At 66.7% G+C, this 19,955-nt stretch carries 15 protein-coding genes; 6 read left to right on the forward strand and 9 right to left on the reverse strand.

Annotation, left to right across the window (positions count from 1 at the left end; translation table 11 throughout):
- Positions 1 to 32: 32 nt before the first annotated feature.
- From HEP75_RS12605 to HEP75_RS12615, 3 genes are all read right to left on the reverse strand, one after another.
- Entirely contained in the window at positions 33 to 1,418 is a 1,386-nt protein-coding gene (locus tag HEP75_RS12605; RefSeq protein ID WP_221899262.1) for a glycoside hydrolase family 43 protein, read from the reverse strand.
- A 35-nt stretch (positions 1,419 to 1,453) separates the two neighbouring features.
- Positions 1,454 to 4,348: a TIM-barrel domain-containing protein gene (locus HEP75_RS12610; RefSeq protein WP_255423850.1), complete on the reverse strand. Its 2,895-nt coding sequence runs from the start codon at positions 4,346 to 4,348 to the stop codon at positions 1,454 to 1,456.
- Positions 4,349 to 4,590: 242 nt separating this feature from the next.
- The gene (locus tag HEP75_RS12615) at positions 4,591 to 6,057 is read right to left on the reverse strand and encodes an efflux transporter outer membrane subunit (protein WP_185823758.1); all 1,467 of its coding nucleotides are present in this window, start codon (positions 6,055 to 6,057) and stop codon (positions 4,591 to 4,593) included.
- Positions 6,058 to 6,143: 86 nt separating this feature from the next.
- On the opposite strand from HEP75_RS12615, the gene HEP75_RS12620 reads away from it, so the two are divergent.
- The 3 genes from HEP75_RS12620 (at position 6,144) to HEP75_RS12630 (ending at position 11,002) form a co-directional block, all read left to right on the forward strand.
- Positions 6,144 to 6,761 carry a TetR/AcrR family transcriptional regulator gene (locus HEP75_RS12620; protein WP_185823759.1) on the forward strand — a complete coding sequence of 206 codons (618 nt, stop codon included), beginning with the start codon at positions 6,144 to 6,146 and terminating at the stop codon, positions 6,759 to 6,761.
- A gap of 75 nt (positions 6,762 to 6,836) precedes the next feature.
- Positions 6,837 to 7,940, forward strand: a complete 1,104-nt coding sequence (locus tag HEP75_RS12625) for an efflux RND transporter periplasmic adaptor subunit (protein WP_185823760.1) — start codon at positions 6,837 to 6,839, stop codon at positions 7,938 to 7,940.
- Entirely contained in the window at positions 7,937 to 11,002 is a 3,066-nt protein-coding gene (locus HEP75_RS12630) for an efflux RND transporter permease subunit (protein ID WP_185823761.1), read from the forward strand. Before HEP75_RS12625 ends, HEP75_RS12630 begins: the two co-directional genes overlap by 4 nt.
- Here HEP75_RS12630 and HEP75_RS12635 read toward each other — a convergent pair whose 3' ends face one another.
- The 4 genes from HEP75_RS12635 to HEP75_RS12650 all read right to left on the reverse strand — a co-directional run bounded on the left by HEP75_RS12635 (position 11,003) and on the right by HEP75_RS12650 (position 13,647).
- Positions 11,003 to 11,635, reverse strand: a complete 633-nt coding sequence (locus HEP75_RS12635) for a class I SAM-dependent methyltransferase (protein ID WP_185823762.1) — start codon at positions 11,633 to 11,635, stop codon at positions 11,003 to 11,005. It abuts the gene before it with no gap.
- A gap of 107 nt (positions 11,636 to 11,742) precedes the next feature.
- Positions 11,743 to 12,156, reverse strand: coding sequence for a nuclear transport factor 2 family protein (locus HEP75_RS12640; RefSeq protein WP_185823763.1), 414 nt, complete (start codon positions 12,154 to 12,156; stop codon positions 11,743 to 11,745).
- Between the two features lie 81 nt (positions 12,157 to 12,237).
- On the reverse strand, positions 12,238 to 12,840 hold the full coding sequence (locus HEP75_RS12645; RefSeq protein ID WP_185823764.1) for an NAD(P)-binding domain-containing protein: 603 nt from the start codon (positions 12,838 to 12,840) through the stop codon (positions 12,238 to 12,240).
- Positions 12,841 to 12,912: 72 nt separating this feature from the next.
- Positions 12,913 to 13,647: an SDR family oxidoreductase gene (locus tag HEP75_RS12650; protein WP_185823765.1), complete on the reverse strand. Its 735-nt coding sequence runs from the start codon at positions 13,645 to 13,647 to the stop codon at positions 12,913 to 12,915.
- 264 nt (positions 13,648 to 13,911) lie between these two features.
- Here HEP75_RS12650 and HEP75_RS12655 point away from each other — a divergent pair, with 264 nt between their 5' ends.
- The 3 genes from HEP75_RS12655 to HEP75_RS12665 all read left to right on the forward strand — a co-directional run bounded on the left by HEP75_RS12655 (position 13,912) and on the right by HEP75_RS12665 (position 16,756).
- On the forward strand, positions 13,912 to 14,490 hold the full coding sequence (locus tag HEP75_RS12655; RefSeq protein ID WP_185823766.1) for a TetR/AcrR family transcriptional regulator: 579 nt from the start codon (positions 13,912 to 13,914) through the stop codon (positions 14,488 to 14,490).
- 66 nt (positions 14,491 to 14,556) lie between these two features.
- Positions 14,557 to 14,817, forward strand: coding sequence for a hypothetical protein (locus tag HEP75_RS12660; protein WP_185823767.1), 261 nt, complete (start codon positions 14,557 to 14,559; stop codon positions 14,815 to 14,817).
- Position 14,818: 1 nt separating this feature from the next.
- Positions 14,819 to 16,756, forward strand: a complete 1,938-nt coding sequence (locus HEP75_RS12665; protein WP_185823768.1) for a M61 family metallopeptidase — start codon at positions 14,819 to 14,821, stop codon at positions 16,754 to 16,756.
- A 28-nt stretch (positions 16,757 to 16,784) separates the two neighbouring features.
- On the opposite strand, the gene guaA is transcribed toward HEP75_RS12665, so the two are convergent.
- Together guaA and guaB are read right to left on the reverse strand one after the other, a co-directional pair.
- Positions 16,785 to 18,350 carry a glutamine-hydrolyzing GMP synthase gene (guaA, locus tag HEP75_RS12670; RefSeq protein WP_185823769.1) on the reverse strand — a complete coding sequence of 522 codons (1,566 nt, stop codon included), beginning with the start codon at positions 18,348 to 18,350 and terminating at the stop codon, positions 16,785 to 16,787.
- Between the two features lie 130 nt (positions 18,351 to 18,480).
- Positions 18,481 to 19,938, reverse strand: coding sequence for an IMP dehydrogenase (gene guaB / locus HEP75_RS12675; RefSeq protein ID WP_185823770.1), 1,458 nt, complete (start codon positions 19,936 to 19,938; stop codon positions 18,481 to 18,483).
- Positions 19,939 to 19,955: the final 17 nt, after the last annotated feature.

Consider the following 19,955-nt stretch of genomic DNA (forward strand, 5'->3'; position numbering starts at 1 on the left):
CGTCCAACGCCAGTGCCGCCGCAGGCGAGGCTTCAACGTGCGAAACGCCAATAGTCGAAATCGAACAGCGACGGCTCCGCGCCACCTTTGAACAGCATGTACAGATCGTGCGTGCCGGCAGCGCCGGATACCGACGCCGTGCGTTCCTGCCAGCGACCCGCGGCATCGCTCGCGCCGACCTGCAGCGTGCCGATCAGCGGACCGTCCACGCCGTCGAGCCGCAGTTCGATCGACGATTGCGCAACCGCGTTGGCCACGCTGGCGACAAAACGCTTGGCGCCCGGCGTGCCGAAGTCGACACCGGCGACCTTGATGTAGCTGCGGTCGGCGATGCGCGTGACGTACATACCGGTAGCCGCGTCGCCGGCGGTGTCCACGCCCGGCGCCCAGTCGTACGGCCGGTCGCGGTCGCGCTTGAGCCGCGACGTCCAGGCGATCGTCTCGGCCTCCACCCGCGCGTACGGATCGACGGTACCGAGCTGCGCCACCCCGTTGCGGTCCCACCACGGCTGCTTGGGAATGCTGCCGTCTGGCCGGTACTGGAACCTGGTGACGGTGACCGAGCGGCGTTCGTGATGGATCGGCGTCGTTTCGAAGTTGAGCCAGTAGTTGAAGCCGAACAGATAGGAGCCGCCCTTGTAATCGACGATGCCGGGATGGTTGCCGGTGGAGCCCTGGTTCGGGTCCATGATCTTGCCCTTGTGCACCCACGGACCGGTCGGGCCGTCGCTCATCGCATAGCCGATCCCTTCCGGGCAACAGGTCGACGCGTAGGCCATGTAGTAGTGGCCGCCGCGCTTGTAGAACCATGGCCCCTCCTGATAGTCCGCCGGCTTGCTCTGCACTCTGGTGATCGGGCCGGAATAGGACACCATGTCCGGGTTGAGCCTGACGTACCACAGCTCCGGGTTGCCCCAGTACAGGTACGCCTGGCCGTCGTCGTCGATCCACACGGTCGGGTCGAAGAAGCCCTCGGCCGGCGCGATCAGCGGCTTGCCCAGCGCATCGCGGAACGGCCCGTCGGGCGTGTCGGCCACGGCGACCGCGATGACGTTCTTGGGCGAACCGGCCACGCTGATCGGCACATAGAGATAGAACCTGCCGCCGCGCGCGACCACCTGCGGCGCCCATGCATCGTTGCTCTGCACCGCCCACGGAAAGGTCTTGAGCGAGGCGACCACGCCGCGGTCGGTCCAGTTGACCAGGTCGGTGGAACGGTACAGCCGCCAGTCGAGCATCTTGAAGCCGGCGGCATCGTCCTCGTCATGGCTGGTGTAGAGATACAGGACGCCGTCGTGGACCAGCGGCGCCGGGTCCGCCGTGAACCGGGTCTGCACGATGGGGTTGTCGGCGCGCGCCGTCGCCAGCGGCAGGCCGATGGCGAGGACCAGCGCGGCGAAAATGGCGGGTTTCGACAACGGCGGACTCCTCCGGGCAACGACGCAGCAAGATGTCAGAACCGGACGGTGACGGGTTCGCCGGTGTAGGAAATGCGCTTGGTGGCCGCTGCCGGCTCCATGCCGCCGCTGGCGGCGCCGTCCACCAACACGACGTCGAGTTCGCGCTGCGCGGTCATGCCGGGAAAGCTGCCTCGCCGCGCGCCGATGCTCAGCGTTCTGGCCGCATCGTTCCAGACCAGATCGTAGGTGGCATGGGCGCCCTTTTCATAGGCATAGGTCTCGTTGTCGTCCTCGTACAGGGTGAAGCGCGCGTTCGCGCCCGGATAGATCCGCACCTCGTACGGCGCCCCCGGTGCTTGCGTGGCGTATTGCACCTGCGGCCCCATCGGCACGATCGATCCGGCCCGCACGTAGAGCGGCAACAGATCCAGCGGCGTGCGCCGGACGACGTGGCGGCCGCCATCGAAGCGTTGGTTGGTCCAGAAGTCGTACCAGTCCGCGCCCTTGGGCAGATAGGTGTCGACGTTGTCGTCGAGGGCGGCGCGCGGCGCGTTCAGCGCCTGCCGCTCGCTCGGCGTTCTCCACGCCAGGCGCAGCGTGCGCTCGGCATCGCCCTGGTAGTACTCGAGTCCGAGCCTGACCACCTGGCCCTTGCGCAGCGCGACCGTCGTTGCCTTGTAGCGCGCAGCGCCGGCGTCCCAATCCTGCACCACGGTCTTGCCGTCGAGCATCAGCCGGAAACCGTCGTCGCCTTCGACCCCGATCTCGTATTCCCCTTCTTCAGGCGCGGTCAGCGTGCCCTGCCAACGTGCGGAAAAGTGCTTCAGGCCGGAAAGGCCGGCCGGCACCTCGGCCAGCGGCGGATCGGGCCAGGTGTGGTCCACCTTCGGATCGACGAAGCGGCTCTTGGGCGTCTGGAAATTCTCGCCTTCGAAATACTGGCCAGCCAGGCCCTGCTTCCCGTCCGGCGTGCGCAGCACCTCGCCCGGGATGGTCGTCGCCGGCGGCGGCTCGACGTGGTACATCGCCCGCGTCACCGGATGGACCAGAAAGGCGCCGCCGAACATGAAGGTATCGTCAATGGCGTCGGTGGCGCGGTCGTCGGGGAAATCCATCATCAGCGGCCGCATCAGCGTGTAGCCGTCTGCGGTCACCTTCCAGCTGAGGCTGTAGATGTAGGGCAGCAGGCGATAGCGCAGCTGCGTGCTCTTGAGCAGCGAGGTATAGACCGCCGGGTCCGTCGACTTGAACCGGTACGGCTCGCGCTCGACGTTGGTGCCGTGGATGCGCATGAGCGGATTGAACGCCGAGAACTGCAGCCAGCGCGCATAGAGCTCGCGCCAGGCCGGGTTGTCTTCGCCGCCGGGGAAGTCGGCGACGAAGAAGCCGCCCGTGTCCTGCGTCCAGTAGGGATTGCCGGTCACCGTCACATTGACGCCTTCGGCGACCTGCTGCTGCAGCGTCTTCCAACTGGCGTAGATGTCGCCGCTCCAGGACGCCGCCGCGGTGCGCTGCGCGCCCGCCCACGCCGAGCGGGTCAGCGTGAACACGCGCTTGTCGCTGGTGGCGCGCTGGCCGTCGTACGTGCCCTGCGTGGTGAGCAGCGAATAGGGATTGAGGTAACGGGTGAAGTCGCCCAGCGCATTGGACCCCAGCGCCTTGGTGTCGCGGATATTGTCCTGCGCGTTCCACATGGCGCTGCTGACTTCGATCTCGGTCCCATCCATCCACAGCGCATCGACACCCTTGTCGAGCAGGCCCGACTTGATGTGCTTGAAATAGATCTGCCGCCCCAGCGGACTGTAGGCGTCGTACACGCGCGCGTGCTTGGAGATCCAGTGCAGCGGCGCGAAACGCAACTGGTGCTGGTCCAGTTCGTGGGCCAGCGCGGTATCGTCGCCGACCGAGGGCCAGATCGACACCATCAGCTTCATGTGCATGTCGTGCACCTGGCGCGCCATGCCGGCAGGATCCGGATAGCGGACCGGATCCCAGGTCATGCCGCTCCAGCTGCCGTCCTTGTCCGATCCCCAGTACTGCCAGTCCTGCACGATGTAGTCGAGCGGGAATCCGTCGTTGCGGAAGCTGCGGGCGACGTCGAGCAGCTGCTCCTGGGTCTTGTAGCGTTCCTTGCTCATGAACAGGCCGAACGCCTGTTTGGGATACATCGGCGCCTGGCCGGTCAGCGCCCGGTAGGCCGCGACCACCGCATCCGGGGTGTCGCCGCCCATGAAATAGTAGTCGACGCCGCCGGGCGCGCTTTCGGCCCACATCGATGCGCCGTCCGCATCGTCCTTGAAGCGCATCTGCGAGTAGGTGTCCCACAGGATCCCGTAGCGGCGCGAGGACATGAGCACGGGGATGACGATGCCCACGTTGGTCTGCACCAGCAGCAGTTCCTTGCCGCGCCGATTGCTGCTCTGCTCGCCGAGGAAACCCAGGCCGTAGAGCGCTTCGTCCGGGCGCAAAATGAAACTGTTGGCCGCCTCGAACGTCGGCGCGCCCGACACCACGACCTTCTTCAAGGTCTGCGGCGCGTTGCTTTTTTCTTCTGTATAGAGCTTGCCCGCAGCGTCGAGGAAACGCACCGCGCCGGTCTTCTTGCTGATTTCAACGCGCAGCGCGGCGCTTTTGAGCGTCAGCGTGTCCGCAGTCTCGCTGGTGGCGAAGGGGATGGGTTGCGGCTTGCCGATCACCGCCAGGCTGGGAGCGGTCCAGTAGTTCTCTCCCAGGTTCGCGTTCACGCGCACGGTCTGCGGCCCGTAGAAGATCACGTTCTTGGCGATCTGGCCGATGCGGACCTGGACCCCTTGCTGCAGCCGCGTATACGCGAACGACTCGCCGCGTCCGGCCGCGACAGCACGCAGATGGCCGCGCGCATCCAGGCCGGTTTCCGTCGCGCTTGCAGCCTGCTTCGCACCGGCAGCGAGCGATGCCGGAATGGACACCGCAAGCCCGAAGGCCAGGAGCGCCGCCGCCAGAAACCTGTGTCGCCCTATCCGCATGTGCCGCTCCCTCGTCGCGCATAGCGTTCGCTTTCCGAAAAAAGTGTACGCGATGCGCTCGCGCGATCAACCGAAGGTTGCAACTGCATCCATGCGGTCCCGGCCCATGGGATCGCATCGGCCCGCGGAGGCAGCATGCCTGCGATCGGCCTTGATGGCATGACCGTCAAGCAGTCATTCGTGCCTCACGGTCCACGAGCCGCTACCGCGTCGGAAGACATCGGTTGCCAGCCGCCACCGAGCGCGCGGAACGCGGCGACGGCGGCTCGCGCCGATTCGGTCTGCGCCTGCGCTCTCGCGTCGGCCGCGTTCAACAGCGATGCGTCGGCATGCAGCACGTCGATCAGGCTCGCGGCCCCGCGCTGGTATGCGGTAAACGCCAATCCCCTGGCACGGGTCAGCGATGCCTCGCCTTGCTTCAATATCGTGGTCTGGTCCCGACGATTGACCAATGCCGAAAAGGCGTTCTCGACATCCTCGGTCGCGCGCAGAACCGCTTGGCGATAGGCGGCCAAGGCCTCGGCATCCTGACCCTTGGCCAGATCGATCTGCGCATTGATGCGGCCGAAATCGAAAAGCCGCCAGCGCAGTCCCAACACACCTGCCGTCTGGCTGGCGCCGCTGGTGAACAGGTTGCCGCTGGATACCGCGGTGGCGCTTCCCAGCAAGCCGCTCAACGAGAACTTCGGGTAATACTCGGCGACCGCCTCGCCGATGCGGGCATTGGCCGCCGCGAGCCGGCGTTCTGCGACGACGAGGTCGGGGCGACGTTGCAGCAGGTCGGCCGGGGACCCCATCCCGGCGATTGCTGGCGTCGCCGGAATCGGCGCGGCCGCTTCCAGTTCGGCGCGATGCGTCCCAGGCGGGACACCCAGCATCACATCCAAGGCATTCATCGCCGCATCCAGGCCCGTCTGCAGGCCGGGAACCGTCGCCTGCACTTGCGACAGCGCGCCTTCCGTCTGCCGCACTTCGTACTCGGCAGCCAGTCCCTTTTTGTAGAGCAGGCCGACTTTCGCCAGCAAGTCCTGCTGGGTCCTTACCTGGTGCCGGGCGATGTCGAGGCGCGTCTGCAGGCCGCGGATGGTGATGTAGATGTCGGCGGTCTGCGCGGCTACCGCCAGCCGCACTGCCCCGGCACCGGCTTGCGAAGCTTGATAGTCGGCCAATGCCGCCTCATGGCCGCGCCGCAGGCCGCCGAACACGTCCGCCTCCCAGCCTGCCTCCAGGTCCAACTCGTAGGCGCTTCCCAATCTGTCGTATCCGGGCGCGGCATCGAGCACCTGCCCCAACGGGGTTTCCAGCGACTGGCGCGCGCGCGCCGCCGAACCGCTGACGGCTGCCGACGGGAGCAGGGCCGCGTTGGCCGCGCCAAGCCCGGCGCGTGCCTGGGCGACGCGCGCGGCCGCCTGCGCCAGGTCCAGGTTCTGCTCGAGCGCCGACGCCACCAGGTGCGTCAGCAGCGGGTCGTCGAAGCCTTGCCACCATGCCGCCAGGTCGACCGCAGACGGGCCACTGGCCTGCCCGGCCTGCGTCTGCCCGACGTAGTGGCTGGGCAGCGGCGCCTCGGGTCGGCGGTAGTCGGGGCCGACCGCGCAGCCGGCCGTCACGCCGGCGCAGAGCAAAAGGAAGAGAGAGCGACGGAACTGCATGGCGATCCTGAAAGCCGGCTGATGTGACCATATTACGAAATGGTCACTTTTTGTCAAATCCACGGGCCGCGCGGTACCCTGTGGCCATGACCAAGACCCCTTCTCCCGCGCCCCAACCCAGGGGACCTTCGGACCACGATGTCCGAGACCAGATCGTCGAGGCGGCGACCGAATATTTCGGCCTGTACGGCTACGACAAGACGACAGTTTCCGACCTGGCCAAAGCGATCGGCTTTTCCAAGGCCTACATCTACAAGTTCTTCGATTCCAAGCAGGCGATCGGCGAGGTCATCTGCTCCAATCGCCTCAGCGCGATCATGGCCGCGGTCGACGAAGCCGTCGCCGGCGCGCCTTCCGCCTCCGAGCGCTTGAGACGCGTTTTCAAGGCTCTTGTGGAGTCCGGCAGCGAACTGTTCTTCGACGATCGCAAGCTCTACGACATCGCCAGGACCTCGGCCGCCGAATCCTGGCCCTCCGCCCGCGCCTACGAAGAGCACATCAAGGCCCTGGTCCTGCAGATCGTGCGCGACGGTCGCGAAGCCGGCGAATTCGAGCGCAAGACCCCGCTGGACGAGACGGCCGGCGCCATCTACCTGGTCATGCGCCCGTTCATCAATCCGCTGTTGCTGCAGCACAACCTGGACAACGCCGCCGAGGCGACGGGTCAGTTGTCCGGCCTGATCCTGCGCAGCCTGTCGCCCTGATTCTTTCTTTGTGACTATTGACCATATTGGTCACAAGTATAGAATAGGTGCCCTATCCCGTCAGGAAGGGTTCCCATGCTTCGGCGCCAGTTTGTTGCGTATGCCATCTGCCTGTTGCCTCTTGTCCTAGCGGCATGCGGTAACGAACACGCCGCCGATCCGCGCACGGAGGCGCCGCTGGTCAGGATCGGGGCCGTGCACGGCGGTGCCAATGCGCCGCGGTCGTTCACCGGGGTCGTCGCGGCCCGGATTCAAAGCGATCTGGCGTTTCGCGTGCCGGGCAAGGTGCTCGAGCGCCTAGTCGATACCGGCCAGACCGTCAAGCGCGGCCAGGCGCTCATGCGCATGGACCCGATCGACCTGGGCCTGCAGGCGCAGGCGCAGCAGGAAACGGTCGCCGCAGCCCGGGCGCGCGCCACGCAGACCGCCGACGATGCGGCGCGCTATCGCGACCTGGTCGCAGAAGGAGCCGTCTCGGCATCCGCCTACGATCAGATCAAGGCCGCCGCCGACACGGCGCGGGCGCAACTCAAGGCGGCAGAGGCGCAAGCCGGCGTCGCCAGGAACGCGTCCGGCTATGCCGTCCTGCTCGCCGACGCCGATGGGGTGGTCGTGGAAACGCTGGCCGAGCCGGGGCAAGTAGTCGGCGCCGGGCAACCGGTGATGCGCCTGGCGCATGCGGGCCAGCGCGAAGCCATCGTGCAATTGCCCGAGACGCTGCGGCCGGCCGCAGGTTCGCTGGCGCATGCCCGGCTGTACGGCGATCGCCAGGCCGCGGTGCCGGCGACCTTGCGGCAGCTGTCCGATGCGGCCGATCGGCTGACCCGCACCTACGAGGCCAGGTACGTGCTCGACGGCGCGCTGGCGCGGGCGCCGCTGGGCGCCACCGTCACCGTCGAGATTCCGACCGGCACGGACGCCGCCGCTTCGCTGCAAGTCCCGATCGGCGCCGTATTCGATCCGGGCAAGGGTCCGGGCGTATGGGCCGTCGAGGGCAAGCCTGCAAAGGCCGTCTGGCGCTCGGTCCAGGTGCTCGGCCTGACCGACGAGGTGGCGCAGGTGAAAGGCAATCTCCAGGCTGGCGACCAAGTCGTGTCGCTGGGCGCGCACCTGCTTCGCGAAGGCCAACTGGTCAGGCCGATCGATGGCCAGGCGCTGGCCGGCGGAGCGCGTCCATGAGCGAGGGGCGTTTCAACCTGTCGGCGCTGGCGGTGCGCGAGCGTTCGATCACGCTGTTCCTGATCTTCCTGATCTCCGTTGCCGGCGTGCTCGCGTTCTTCCAGCTCGGACGCGCGGAAGATCCGCCGTTCACGATCAAGCAGATGACGGTGGTCACCGCCTGGCCGGGCGCGACCGCGCAGGAGATGCAGGACCAGGTCGCCGAACCGCTGGAAAAACGCCTGCAGGAACTGCGCTGGTACGACCGCGCGGAAACCTATACGCGTCCAGGCCTGGCCTTCACCATGATTTCGCTGCTCGACAGCACCCCGCCTGCGCAGGTGCAGGAGGAGTTCTACCAGGCCCGCAAGAAACTCGGCGACGAGGCCAGGAAACTGCCGGCCGGCGTCATCGGCCCCATGCTCAACGACGAGTACGCCGACGTGACCTTCGCGCTGTTCGCGCTCAAGGCCAAGGGCGAACCGCAACGGCTGCTGGTGCGCGACGCCGAGACGCTGCGCCAGCAATTGCTGCACGTTCCGGGCGTGAAGAAGGTCAACATCATCGGCGAGCAGCCCGAGCGCATCTTCGTCTCCTTCTCCCACGACCGCCTGGCCACGCTGGGCGTCGCGCCGCAGGACATCTTCGCCGCGCTCAACAGCCAGAACGTGCTGACCCCGGCCGGCTCCATCGAGACCAAGGGACCGCAGGTCTTCCTCCGTGTCGATGGCGCGTTCGACAGCCTGGAGAAGATCCGGCAGACCCCGATCGTCGCCCAGGGACGGACGCTGAAACTGTCGGATGTGGCGACCGTGGAACGCGGCTACGAGGATCCCGCCACCTTCCTGGTCCGCAACAACGGCGAACCGGCGCTGCTGCTGGGCGTGGTGATGCGCGAGGACTGGAACGGCCTGGATCTGGGCAAGGCGCTGGAGGCGGAAGTGGCCAAGGTCAACGCCGGGTTGCCGCTGGGCATGGCGCTGAGCAAGGTGACCGACCAGGCCGTCAACATCGGTTCGGCGGTCGACGAGTTCATGGTCAAGTTCTTCGTCGCCCTGCTGGTGGTGATGGTGGTGTGCTTCGTCAGCATGGGCTGGCGTGTCGGCCTCGTGGTCGCGGCGGCGGTACCGCTGACGCTGGCGGCGGTATTCGTGGTCATGGCCGCGAGCGGCAAGAACTTCGACCGCATCACGCTCGGCTCGCTGATCCTGGCGCTGGGCCTGCTGGTGGACGACGCCATCATCGCCATCGAAATGATGGTGGTGAAGATGGAGGAAGGCTATAGCCGCGTCGCTGCCTCGGCCTATGCCTGGAGCCATACGGCGGCGCCCATGCTGTCCGGCACGCTGGTCACGGCCGTGGGCTTCATGCCCAACGGATTCGCGCGCTCCACGGCCGGCGAATACACCAGCAACATGTTCTGGATCGTCGGCATCGCCCTGATCGCGTCCTGGGTCGTCGCGGTGGTGTTCACTCCCTACCTGGGCGTGAAGCTGCTGCCGGACATCAAGAAGATCGAAGGCGGCCACGCCGCCATCTACGACACCCGCCACTACAACCGCTTCCGGCAGGTGCTCGGGCGCGTCATCGCGCGCAAATGGCTGGTCGCCGGCACGGTGCTCGGGCTGTTCGCGCTGTCCATCGTCGGCATGGGCGTGGTCAACAAGCAGTTCTTCCCGACCTCCGACCGGCCCGAGGTGCTGGTCGAGGTACAGATGCCCTACGGCACCTCGATCGAGCAGACCAGTGCGGCGACGGCGAAGGTCGAAGCCTGGCTGGCGAAACAGAAGGAGGCGCGGATCGTAACCTCCTACATCGGCCAGGGCGCGCCACGGTTCTTCCTGGCGATGTCGCCCGAACTGCCCGATCCGTCGTTCGCCAAGATCGTGGTGCTCGCCGGCGACGACAAGCAACGCGAAGCGCTCAAGTTCAGGCTGCGCCGGGCCGTGGCCGATGGCTTGGTGCCGGAGGCACAGGTGCGCGCCACCCAGATCGTATTCGGGCCGCCTTCGCCGTTTCCGGTGGCGTATCGCGTCATGGGGCCCGACCCGGACGTGCTGCGCAAGATCGCAAGCGACGTCGCCGATGTCATGCATGCCAGCCCGATGATGCGCACGGTCAATACGGATTGGGGACCGCGCGTCCCCACCCTGCGCTTCACCCTCGACCAGGACCGGCTCCAGGCCGTCGGGCTGACCTCCAGCGCCGTGGCCTCGCAGTTGCAGTTCCTGCTGAGCGGCGTGCCGCTGACCGAGGTGCGCGAGGACATCCGCTCGGTGCAGGTAGTGGGACGCGCAGGCGGCGAGATCCGTTTCGATCCTGCGAAGATCGCCGGCTTCACGCTGGTCGGGGCGGCAGGCCAGCGCATTCCGCTGTCCCAGGCCGGCAGCGTCGATGTGCGCATGGAGGATCCCATCCTGCGCCGCCGCGATCGCACGCCGACCATCACCGTGCGCGGCGACATCGCCGAAGGCCTGCAGCCTCCGGACGTTTCCACCGCCATCATGGCCCAGCTGCAGCCGATCATCGCCACGCTACCGCCCGGTTACCGGATCGAACAGGCGGGCTCGATCGAGGAGGCCGGCAAGGCCACCAAGGCGATGCTGCCGCTGTTCCCGATCATGGTCGCGCTCACCCTGCTCATCATCATCCTGCAGGTGCGCTCGATCGCGGCCATGGTCATGGTGTTCGCCACCAGTCCGCTCGGCCTGATCGGTGTCGCACCGACGCTGCTCATCTTCCAGCAGCCCTTCGGCATCAATGCCCTGGTCGGCCTGATCGCGCTGTCGGGCATCCTGATGCGCAACACGCTGATCCTGATCGGGCAGATCCACCACAACGAACGCGAAGGGCTGAGCCCGTTCGATGCGGTCGTCGAAGCCACCGTGCAGCGCGCGCGGCCGGTGATCCTGACCGCGCTGGCCGCGATCCTGGCGTTCATCCCGCTGACCCATTCGGTGTTCTGGGGCACCCTCGCCTACACGCTGATCGGCGGCACCTTCGCCGGGACGGTTCTGACCCTGGTGTTCCTGCCGGCCATGTATTCCATCTGGTTCCGGATCAGGCCGGAACCTTCGCGCTGATCAAGGCTTCACGAATCGATAGGCGAAGCGATCGGTCTCGCCCTTTACCAGGGGATCGAACACTTTGACCGAGTGCGGATCGTCGCGGTTCGCGAGCAGGCCGGTTTCCGCCTCCAGCACGAAGCCGGCCGCCTCCACCTCCTCGCGGACGGATGCAGGCTCGATCCGATGCAGCGACGAGGCCTCGCGCGTACCCGCACCGACGGCGGCGGCATGATCGACGATGACGTAGGACCCGCCGGGCCGCAGCCGCGCGTAGACGGCTCGATTGAAGCGCGCCGCGGTCGCGCCCCTGGACTGGATCAATGCGGTATGCAGATCGTGATAGAACAGGTGCAGCCACAGCACATCCGCCGGCTGCATGGTCTCCGGCATCGCCACGAGGTCCGCCGAGACGACTTCGACGTTGTCTCGGCCCGGCTCCTTCGCAAGCGCGCGCATGCGGCCGACCGGATCGTTGCTGAAGTGCGCGACTTCGGCCGGCACGACGCTGTAGACCCGTCCTGCGGGTCCCGCGATGTCGGAGAACAGACGGGTCCAGTCGCCGTCGCCTGGGTAGATGTCGATGACAGTGGAGCCTGCATCGACGCGTGCGAACCGGATCAACTCGGATAGTTTGGCTTGGTCGTACATCGCGATCTCCGTTACGGTTGGGTACTGGGCCAGTGCGTGACCTGCGAGTGGGCGATCCACGGCCGATTCACCGTTTGCCCGGACCCGGCGGCCGCACGTAGCCGGCGCTACGCGAGCCCGGACGCGTCCACCCGCGAGGCCCGCGCCAGTGCCTGGGTGTCGATGTATTCGCGGATGCTTGCCAGTCTGCCGGCGCGGACGGTGATGGCGAAGATCCAGTCGTCCTCGAACGTCTTGTTGGTGGCTTTGATCTTCCCGCTGGCGAAGCCGGCGACCAGAACCCGGTCGCCTTGCGCTACGAACTCGCGGGGTTGCGTGGACGTTTCCATCGACCTGGATGCCGTCTCAAGCAAATCCGCCAGCCCCGCGTGTCCGCGATACGTTCCGGCTAGCGGCCAGTTTTCGCCCGGGACGATCCACTCGATGTCTTCGGCGACCAGCGCCAGCAGACCCTGCCTGTCGCCGCGGCCGAGCGCGGCGAAGAAGTCCTTCACGGTCTGGATGTTCTTCTCGGTACTCATGGGAATGTCTCCTTTGCTCCGGATCGCATCGCGCTCGATCCGTCCGCGGGCGTCCCGCCCCGCTGGGTGGGGACGCCGTGTTCATCGGTCGAACGTGACCAAGTCCTTGAAGATCAGTGGACCCCAGCTGTTCCCGCGTGCCTGGACCAGCAGCCCGCCTTCCGAAAGCCCGCCAAGTTTGACTGGCGAGAAACCGAGTTCTTCCGCAAGCGCAGCGATTTCCGCTGCGGCAGCGTCATCGTCGCTCGCCAGGAACACGACTCTCCTGCCGCCATGTACCGCGGGGGCCTGGGCGAGGACCGCGGCGCCCAGATGATTGAAGCCCTTGACCAGCCGCCCACCAGAGAAGGCTTGCGCGACGGCCTTGGAAGAAGGCTGTCCCCCCAGTTCCTCGGTGGGCACGCCGTAGGCATTGGTCACATCGACGATGGTCTTCCCCTGCCAGTTGGGGAGGGCTTTGGCGACATCCGGGTGCGACTCGAAACGGACTGCCAAAAAGACGATGTCCGCCTTGACCGCTTCCGCCAGCGTGTTGGGGATGATCGTGGGGCCGATCGCGGCCGCAGCGGACGCGAAATTTTCCGGAGCGCGCGTGGTGGCAATGGACACTTCGATGCCGTTGCGCGCGAACGCCTTGGCCAGCGCCTGGCCGACATTGCCGAAGCCGATGATTGCGTAGTTCATGGATCCTCCTGTTGGTTCACCGCGCCCTGCGGGCTCCGACTGTCGAATGGAGCGAGCGCCGGACGCAGCGCGTCAGAGTTGCGCCAGGCCGCCGTCGACGGCGACCTCGCTGGCGGTCATGAAGCTGCTGTCCGACGACGCGAGAAAGGCGGCCACGGCGCCGATCTCGGCCGGATCGGCCATGCGCTGCAGCGGCGTCATCGCCGCGAAGACCTTCTGGCCCTCCTCGCCCAGCGCCGCCTTCGCCAGCTCGGTCGCCGTCGCCCCGGGCGACAGCACGTTGACCCGGATCCCGGTGCCCTTCAGGTCCTCCGCCCAGGTCCGCGCGAGGTTGCGCACCGCCGCCTTGCTCGCGCTGTAGGCGCTCATTCCCGGGGCGCCCGTGGTGCCGGCGCTCGATCCGGTCAGGATGATCGAACCGCCCTCGCCCATCAGCGGCAGCGCCTTCTGCACCGTGAAGATCGTCCCCTTCACGTTGGTGTCGAAGGTTTCGTCGATGTGCGCGACGGTGATCTCGCCGAGCCGAAGCTGGCTTCCCGCCCCTGCATTGGCGAAGACGATGTCGAGCGTCCCGCGCTCGGCTTTCACCGCTGCGTAGAGCCGATCGAGGTCGGCCTCGTCCGCAACCGAGCCCTGCACCGCGCGGGCATTGGGCCCGAGCTCGGCCACAGCGGCGTCGAGCGCTTCCTGCCGGCGGCCGAAGAGGAAGACCAAGGCGCCCTCCTCGACGAAGCGCTTCGCCGCGGCGCGGCCAATGCCCGTAGCGCCGCCGGTGATGACTGCAACCTTACCTTCAAGCTTTCCCATGACCTTCTCCTGTCGTGTCGGACAGCGTGTCTGCCCGGTTGGCAGAAGTGCGCTGTGTCTGTGCGGTGCGCTGAGCCAGGACTTCTGGCTCGCTCGATCCGGATCAGTGATCCAACTATATGGATCACTGATCCGTTTGTCAAACGCAGGGAGACGACGTCGGGTCTTTTGTTTCAATTTGCACAAGCGCGCGGTATCTTATGGATCACTGATCCACATGCGACCGCATCCTCCGGATCGCTGATCCATTTGTCAAGGCAACCCATGCGCGCCGACGCCAGAAAAAATTACAGCCATCTCCTTGCCGTCGCGCGGGACGTCGTGACCGAGCATGGTGCCGACGCGTCCATGCGCGATATCGCCCGTCGCGCCGAGGTGGGATTGGCCACGCTGCTGCGTCATTTCCCGACGCGGGAAGCCTTGTTCGAAGCGTTGCTGCGCATGAATCTGGAGGCGCTGACGCAGAAGGCAGGCGAACTCGAAGCGTCGAGCCCACCCGACGAAGCGCTCGTGTCCTGGTTTCGCGAAGGGGTGGCATTCACCCATAGCTACAGCGGCGTCGTCGCCTTGATGGCGAGCGCCCACGCGGATCCGGAGTCTGCGCTCTACGCGACATGCGCGGCGGTGCACGCGGCAGGCGCGCGCCTGTTGCTACGCGCTCAGGCCGAGGGAACGGCGCGTGCCGACATGGACGGGACCGACCTGTTCGCGCTCATGTCGGCGCTCGCCTGGCTGGTCGGCCAACCCGGATTCGCGCCGCGGGCCGACCATCTCTTCGACATGATCGCCGGCACCCTCCTGACGAATCGGTCGAGCGACAGTGTTGACACGCCAGCGCGCTGATCGGATCGGCGCTCGGCCTCCTCGAGGGTCCGCTCGGCTTGCGGATGGTCCGCGCGATCTTCGTCCGTGATCGACGAAGATCCGAAAACCCGCACGCGCTACCGCACGGTATTCGACGTCTTGGCCGTGGGATTTGCATGTCCCGATCCGCAGCGACCCAAGCCGAAGGCATCGCCGGTAACGTTCGCCGCAAATTCGCTGCGGCTGGAGCCGCTGATCTCGGACGCGCTCCAGGAAGGTCGGGCGCTGCGAGCGCGAGACCGGCGGATTCGAAACCGCACTTGGCTTCCTTACCCGAGCCGGCGTACATCATCGAAGGAGTTATGACATGAGTGCAGCAGCGTTCGCTTGGCGACGCGCTTGGGGGCTGATCGTCGCGGGAACGACGTGTCTTGCCGGCGTTTCCACGGCCGCCGGGGAAACGGCGACGCTCCCGGTGCAGACGCTGGAGAGTCCATCGATTGCGCAGCCAGTCGACCACCTCTTTGCCGGCACGATCGAACTCGAGGTCGAACAGACCGATGTCGCACACAAGCTGTTCCTCGTTCGCGAGCGCATCCCGGTACAGCGGGCGGGCGCCATGACCCTGCTCTATCCACGCTGGGAGGCGGCGAGCCATGGACCGAGCCTGTCGGTGGTCGATCTCGCCGGGCTGAAGGTGGAGGCCGACGGCCAGCCGCTGGCGTGGCGCCGCAACCCGCTCGATCCGCACGCCTTCGATCTGGAGCTTCCCGTTGGCACGCGGACGATCGAGGTGCGGTTTCAGATCGTGGGCGCCGACGATGCGCTCTCGCCGGATCTGGTGGTCGTGCCCTGGCAGCGGCTGATCCTCTACCCGGCCGGCTGGTACGCGCGCAACTTGAGCATTGCCCCGACGGTGACGTTCCCGGTGGGACTGCACCCGATCACCTCGCTCGCGTTGCTCGACACCCGCGACGGCAGATCGCGGTTCGCACCGGTCTCGCTCGAAACCCTGCTCGACGCGCCGGTCTACGCTGCGCGCTACGCTCGGCAGCTGCCGTTGTCCGCGCGGGGACAGGCACCGGTTTCGATCGACCTGATCGCGCGCCGGCCCGACGATCTGGCCGTGGCGCCGGAGCGAATCGATGCCCTGAGCCGTATGGTGGAGCAGGCAGGCGCGGTGTTCGGTGCTGCGCCGTTCGAGCGCTACACCTTCCTTGCCAGGATGGAGGACGACGGATCTGCGGGGGGAACCGAGCACCGAAGGTCGAGCGAAATTTCCCTGCCCTCGACCTACTTTTCCGACTGGGAGTGGCAGCTCAACAACCGCGATATCCTCGCGCACGAATTCGTCCATGCCTGGAACGGCCTGTATCGGACGCCCGCCGATCTGTGGGCGCCGACGCCGAACGCGCCGCAGGGCGGCAGCCTGCTCTGGGTGTACGAAGGCCAGACGGAGTTCTGGGGCCGCGTGCTTGCCGCTCGATCGGGGCTGCGCACGCGCGAGGAGACCCTCGACAAGCTGGCGCTCGATGCGGCCGAAATCGTCAACCGGCCGGGCCGTGCCTGGCGATCGCTGGCGGACGACGTCAACTATCCCGCGTTCATGCTGCGCAAGGCGGTGCCGTGGCGCGACTGGCAACGCCGCCGGGACTATTATCTGGAAGGCGTCCTGCTGTGGCTCGACGTCGATGCCCTATTGCGCAAGCAGAGCGGCGGACAGCGCGGGATCGATGATTTTGCGAGAGTCTTTTTCGCGGGCGCCGCGCCCGATGCGCCGACGCGGACCTACGTCTTCGACGATGTGGCCAAGGCGCTGAACGCGGTCGCGCCATACGACTGGGCCGGCTTCCTGCGGCGTTGGATCGATGGTCACGAGGATCTCGACGTGTCCGAGGGTCTCGCGCAACAGGGATGGCGGCTGGTCTACACCGACACCGCGACCGCGACGTACCGCCAGAATGAGAAGGAACTCGAAGCGACCGATCTTTCCTATTCGATCGGATTGACGGTGGCCGACAGCGGAATGGTCCGTGCGATCGCGTGGAGTGGCCCGGCCTACCGTGCGGGAATCGGCCCAAGGACGAAGATCGTATCGGTCGGCGGCGTGCCGTTTACGCGCGAGGCGCTGATCGAAGCGGTGTGCCATGCAGAAGAAACGCCGATCGGCATGACGTTCGAGCAGGACGGCCGCACCGTCACGCGCATCCTCGATTACCGCGGAACGCTGCGCTACCCGCGTCTGGAGCGGATCGCCGGGCGGCCGGATCGACTGCGGACGCTGCTGGCGCCGCGTCGAAAATGATCCGGCCTTCCCCGCAAAAAACCCGAGGTCACTCCCACTCGATCGTCGCCGGCGGCTTGCCGGAGATGTCGTAGACCACGCGCGAGACGCCGCGCAATTCGTTGATGATGCGGTTGGACACGGTGCCGAGGAAGTCGTACGGCAGGTGCGCCCAGTGCGCGGTCATGAAGTCGATGGTCTCCACCGCGCGCAGCGCGATCACCCATTCGTAGGCGCGCGCGTCGCCGACCACGCCCACCGACTTGACCGGCAGGAACACCGCGAACGCCTGGCTGGTCTTGTCGTACAGGTCGGCCTTGCGCAGCTCTTCGATGAAGATCGCATCGGCCTTGGCCAGCAGCTCGGCGTACTCGCGCTTCACTTCGCCGAGGATGCGCACGCCCAGCCCGGGACCGGGGAACGGATGGCGGTAGACCATCGTGCGCGGCAGGCCGAGCTCCACGCCCAGGCGCCGCACTTCGTCCTTGAACAGCTCGCGCAGCGGCTCGACCAGGCCCAGTTTCATGTGCTCGGGCAGGCCGCCGACGTTGTGGTGGCTCTTGATCACGTGCGCCTTGCCGGTCTTGCTGCCGGCCGACTCGATCACGTCCGGATAGATCGTGCCCTGCGCCAGCCACTTGGCGTTAGCCAGCTTGTTCGACTCCTCGTCGAAGATCTCCACGAACAGGTTGCCGATGATCTTGCGCTTGGCTTCCGGATCGCTGACCCCGGCCAATGCGTCGAAGTAGCGGTCGGCAGCATTGACCCGGATCACCTTGACGCCCATGTGCTCGGCGAACATCGCCATCACCTGATCGCCTTCCTGCCAGCGCAGCAGGCCGGTATCGACGAACACGCAGGTCAGCTTGTCCCCGATCGCCTTGTGCAGCAGCGCGGCGACCACCGACGAATCGACGCCACCGGACAGGCCCAGGATCACCTCGTCCTCGCCGACCTGGGCGCGCACGCGCGCGATCTGGTCGTCGATGATGTTGGCCGCGGTCCACAGGGTCTCGCAGCCGCAGACGTCGACCACGAAACGGCGCAACAGGGTCTGGCCCTGCAGCGTGTGGGTGACTTCCGGATGGAACTGCACGCCGTACCAGCGCTTGGCCTCGTTGGCCATCGCCGCGACCGGGATGCGCTCGGTCACGGCGCTGATGGTGAAGCCCGGCGGCACCTGCGAGACATGGTCGCCATGGCTCATCCACACATTCAGACGCGCGGCGCCGGCATGGTCGGTCAGCCCGGAGAACAAGGCATCGGCCGCCACCACATCCACTTCGGCATGGCCGAACTCGCGCTGGTCGGCGGCCTCGGTGGCGCCGCCCAGCTGCGCGGCCATGGTCTGCATGCCGTAGCATATGCCGAACACCGGCAGGCCGCTGTCGAACACTTCCTGCGGCGCGACCGGCGCGCCCGGCAGCGTGGTCGACTCGGGACCGCCGGACAGGATGATGCCCTTGGCGCCGAAGCCGGCGATCTGCGCCGGATCGTGGTCCCAGGCCCAGATCTCGCAGTAGACCCCCAGCTCGCGGATACGGCGCGCGATCAGCTGCGTGTACTGCGCGCCGAAATCGAGGATGAGGATCTTGTCGCTGTGGATGTTGGTCATTGGGGCCGGGATTGGGGATGCGGGATTGGGGATTCGCAACAGCGGGATGGCGGCGATGTGCACTGCCGGTGGAGACGCGGCGGGCTACTACGAATCCCCAATCCCGAATCCCCACTCCCGCGCATGGGCATCAGCCCATGCGGTAGTTCGGCGGTTCCTTGGTGATCTGCACGTCGTGCACGTGGCTCTCGCGCTGGCCGGCACCGGTGATGGTGACGAACTTGGGCTTGGTGCGCATTTCCTCGATGGTCGCGCAGCCCACGTAGCCCATCGTGGCGCGCAGGCCGCCGATCAGCTGGTGGATGATGCCGCTGAGCGGGCCGCGGTACGGCACGCGGCCTTCGATACCTTCCGGCACCAGCTTGTCGGCGTCGGAGGCGTCCTGGAAGTAACGGTCCTTGCTGCCCTTCTCCATCGCGCCCAGGCTGCCCATGCCGCGGTAGCTCTTGTAGCTGCGGCCCTGGAACAGCTCGACCTCGCCCGGGGCTTCCTCGGTGCCGGCGAACAGACCGCCGACCATCACCGTGGAGGCGCCGGCGACCAGCGCCTTGCCGATGTCGCCGGAATAGCGGATGCCGCCGTCGGCGATCAGCGGGATGCGGTCCTGCAGCGCCTCGGCGACCATGTCCACCGCGGTGATCTGCGGCACGCCGACACCGGCGACCACGCGCGTGGTGCAGATCGAGCCGGGACCCACGCCGACCTTGACCGCGTCGGCGCCTGCGTCCATCAGCGCCAACGCGGCATCGCCGGTGACGATGTTGCCGCCGATCACCTGCAGCTGCGGATAGGTCTTCTTGACCCAGGCCACGCGGTCGATCACGCCCTGCGAGTGGCCGTGCGCGGTATCGACGATGACCACGTCCACGCCCGCCGCGGCCAGCAGTTCGATGCGCTGCTCGGTATCGCCGCCGACGCCGACCGCCGCGCCGACCAGCAGGCGCGTGGCGGCGTCCTTGGCGGCGTTGGGGTTGTCGGTCTTCTTCTGGATGTCCTTGACTGTGATCAGCCCGCGCAGCTCGAAGCTGTCGTTGACCACCAGGATCTTCTCGATGCGGTTGCGATGCAGCAGCTGCAGCACTTCCTCGTCGCTGGCGCCTTCGCGCACGGTGATCAGGCGATCCTTCTTGGTCATGATGTGGCGGACCGGATCGTCGAGCTTCTTCTCGAAGCGCATGTCGCGGCTGGTGACGATGCCGACCAGTTCGCTGCCGTCGACCACCGGCACGCCGGAGATGTTGCGCGCGCGGGTCAGTTTCAGCACTTCGCCGATGGTCGTTTCCGGACCGACGGTGAACGGCTCGGTGATCACGCCGGCTTCGAACTTCTTGACCTTGGCCACTTCCGCGGCTTGCTGCTCCGGGGTCAGGTTCTTGTGGATGATGCCGATGCCGCCGAGCTGGGCCATGGCCACCGCGAGGCGGTGTTCGGTCACCGTGTCCATCGCCGCCGACAGGAGCGGCAGTTTCAGGCGCAGGTCGCGGGTCAGCCGGGTTTCCAGGCTGACGTCCTTCGGCAGGACGATCGAATGGGCGGGGACGAGCGAAACGTCGTCGTAGGTTAAAGCTTCAGCCTGGATGCGCAGCATCGGCGGACCCGAATGTG

Source organism: Xanthomonas sp. SI, assembly GCF_014236855.1.
Taxonomy (GTDB): domain Bacteria; phylum Pseudomonadota; class Gammaproteobacteria; order Xanthomonadales; family Xanthomonadaceae; genus Xanthomonas_A.

What these genes read in the sequence shown, in the direction of transcription:
- HEP75_RS12655 (WP_185823766.1), top strand. Translation starts at nt 13,912, where the DNA reads ATGCGCGCCGACGCCAGAAAAAATTACAGCCATCTCCTTGCCGTCGCG.
- HEP75_RS12635 (WP_185823762.1), bottom strand. Translation starts at nt 11,635, where the DNA reads ATGTACGACCAAGCCAAACTATCCGAGTTGATCCGGTTCGCACGCGTC.
- HEP75_RS12625 (WP_185823760.1), top strand. Translation starts at nt 6,837, where the DNA reads ATGCTTCGGCGCCAGTTTGTTGCGTATGCCATCTGCCTGTTGCCTCTT.
- HEP75_RS12615 (WP_185823758.1), bottom strand. Translation starts at nt 6,057, where the DNA reads ATGCAGTTCCGTCGCTCTCTCTTCCTTTTGCTCTGCGCCGGCGTGACG.
- guaB (WP_185823770.1), bottom strand. Translation starts at nt 19,938, where the DNA reads ATGCTGCGCATCCAGGCTGAAGCTTTAACCTACGACGACGTTTCGCTC.
- HEP75_RS12650 (WP_185823765.1), bottom strand. Translation starts at nt 13,647, where the DNA reads ATGGGAAAGCTTGAAGGTAAGGTTGCAGTCATCACCGGCGGCGCTACG.
- HEP75_RS12665 (WP_185823768.1), top strand. Translation starts at nt 14,819, where the DNA reads ATGAGTGCAGCAGCGTTCGCTTGGCGACGCGCTTGGGGGCTGATCGTC.
- HEP75_RS12620 (WP_185823759.1), top strand. Translation starts at nt 6,144, where the DNA reads ATGACCAAGACCCCTTCTCCCGCGCCCCAACCCAGGGGACCTTCGGAC.
- HEP75_RS12645 (WP_185823764.1), bottom strand. Translation starts at nt 12,840, where the DNA reads ATGAACTACGCAATCATCGGCTTCGGCAATGTCGGCCAGGCGCTGGCC.
- HEP75_RS12640 (WP_185823763.1), bottom strand. Translation starts at nt 12,156, where the DNA reads ATGAGTACCGAGAAGAACATCCAGACCGTGAAGGACTTCTTCGCCGCG.
- HEP75_RS12630 (WP_185823761.1), top strand. Translation starts at nt 7,937, where the DNA reads ATGAGCGAGGGGCGTTTCAACCTGTCGGCGCTGGCGGTGCGCGAGCGT.
- guaA (WP_185823769.1), bottom strand. Translation starts at nt 18,350, where the DNA reads ATGACCAACATCCACAGCGACAAGATCCTCATCCTCGATTTCGGCGCG.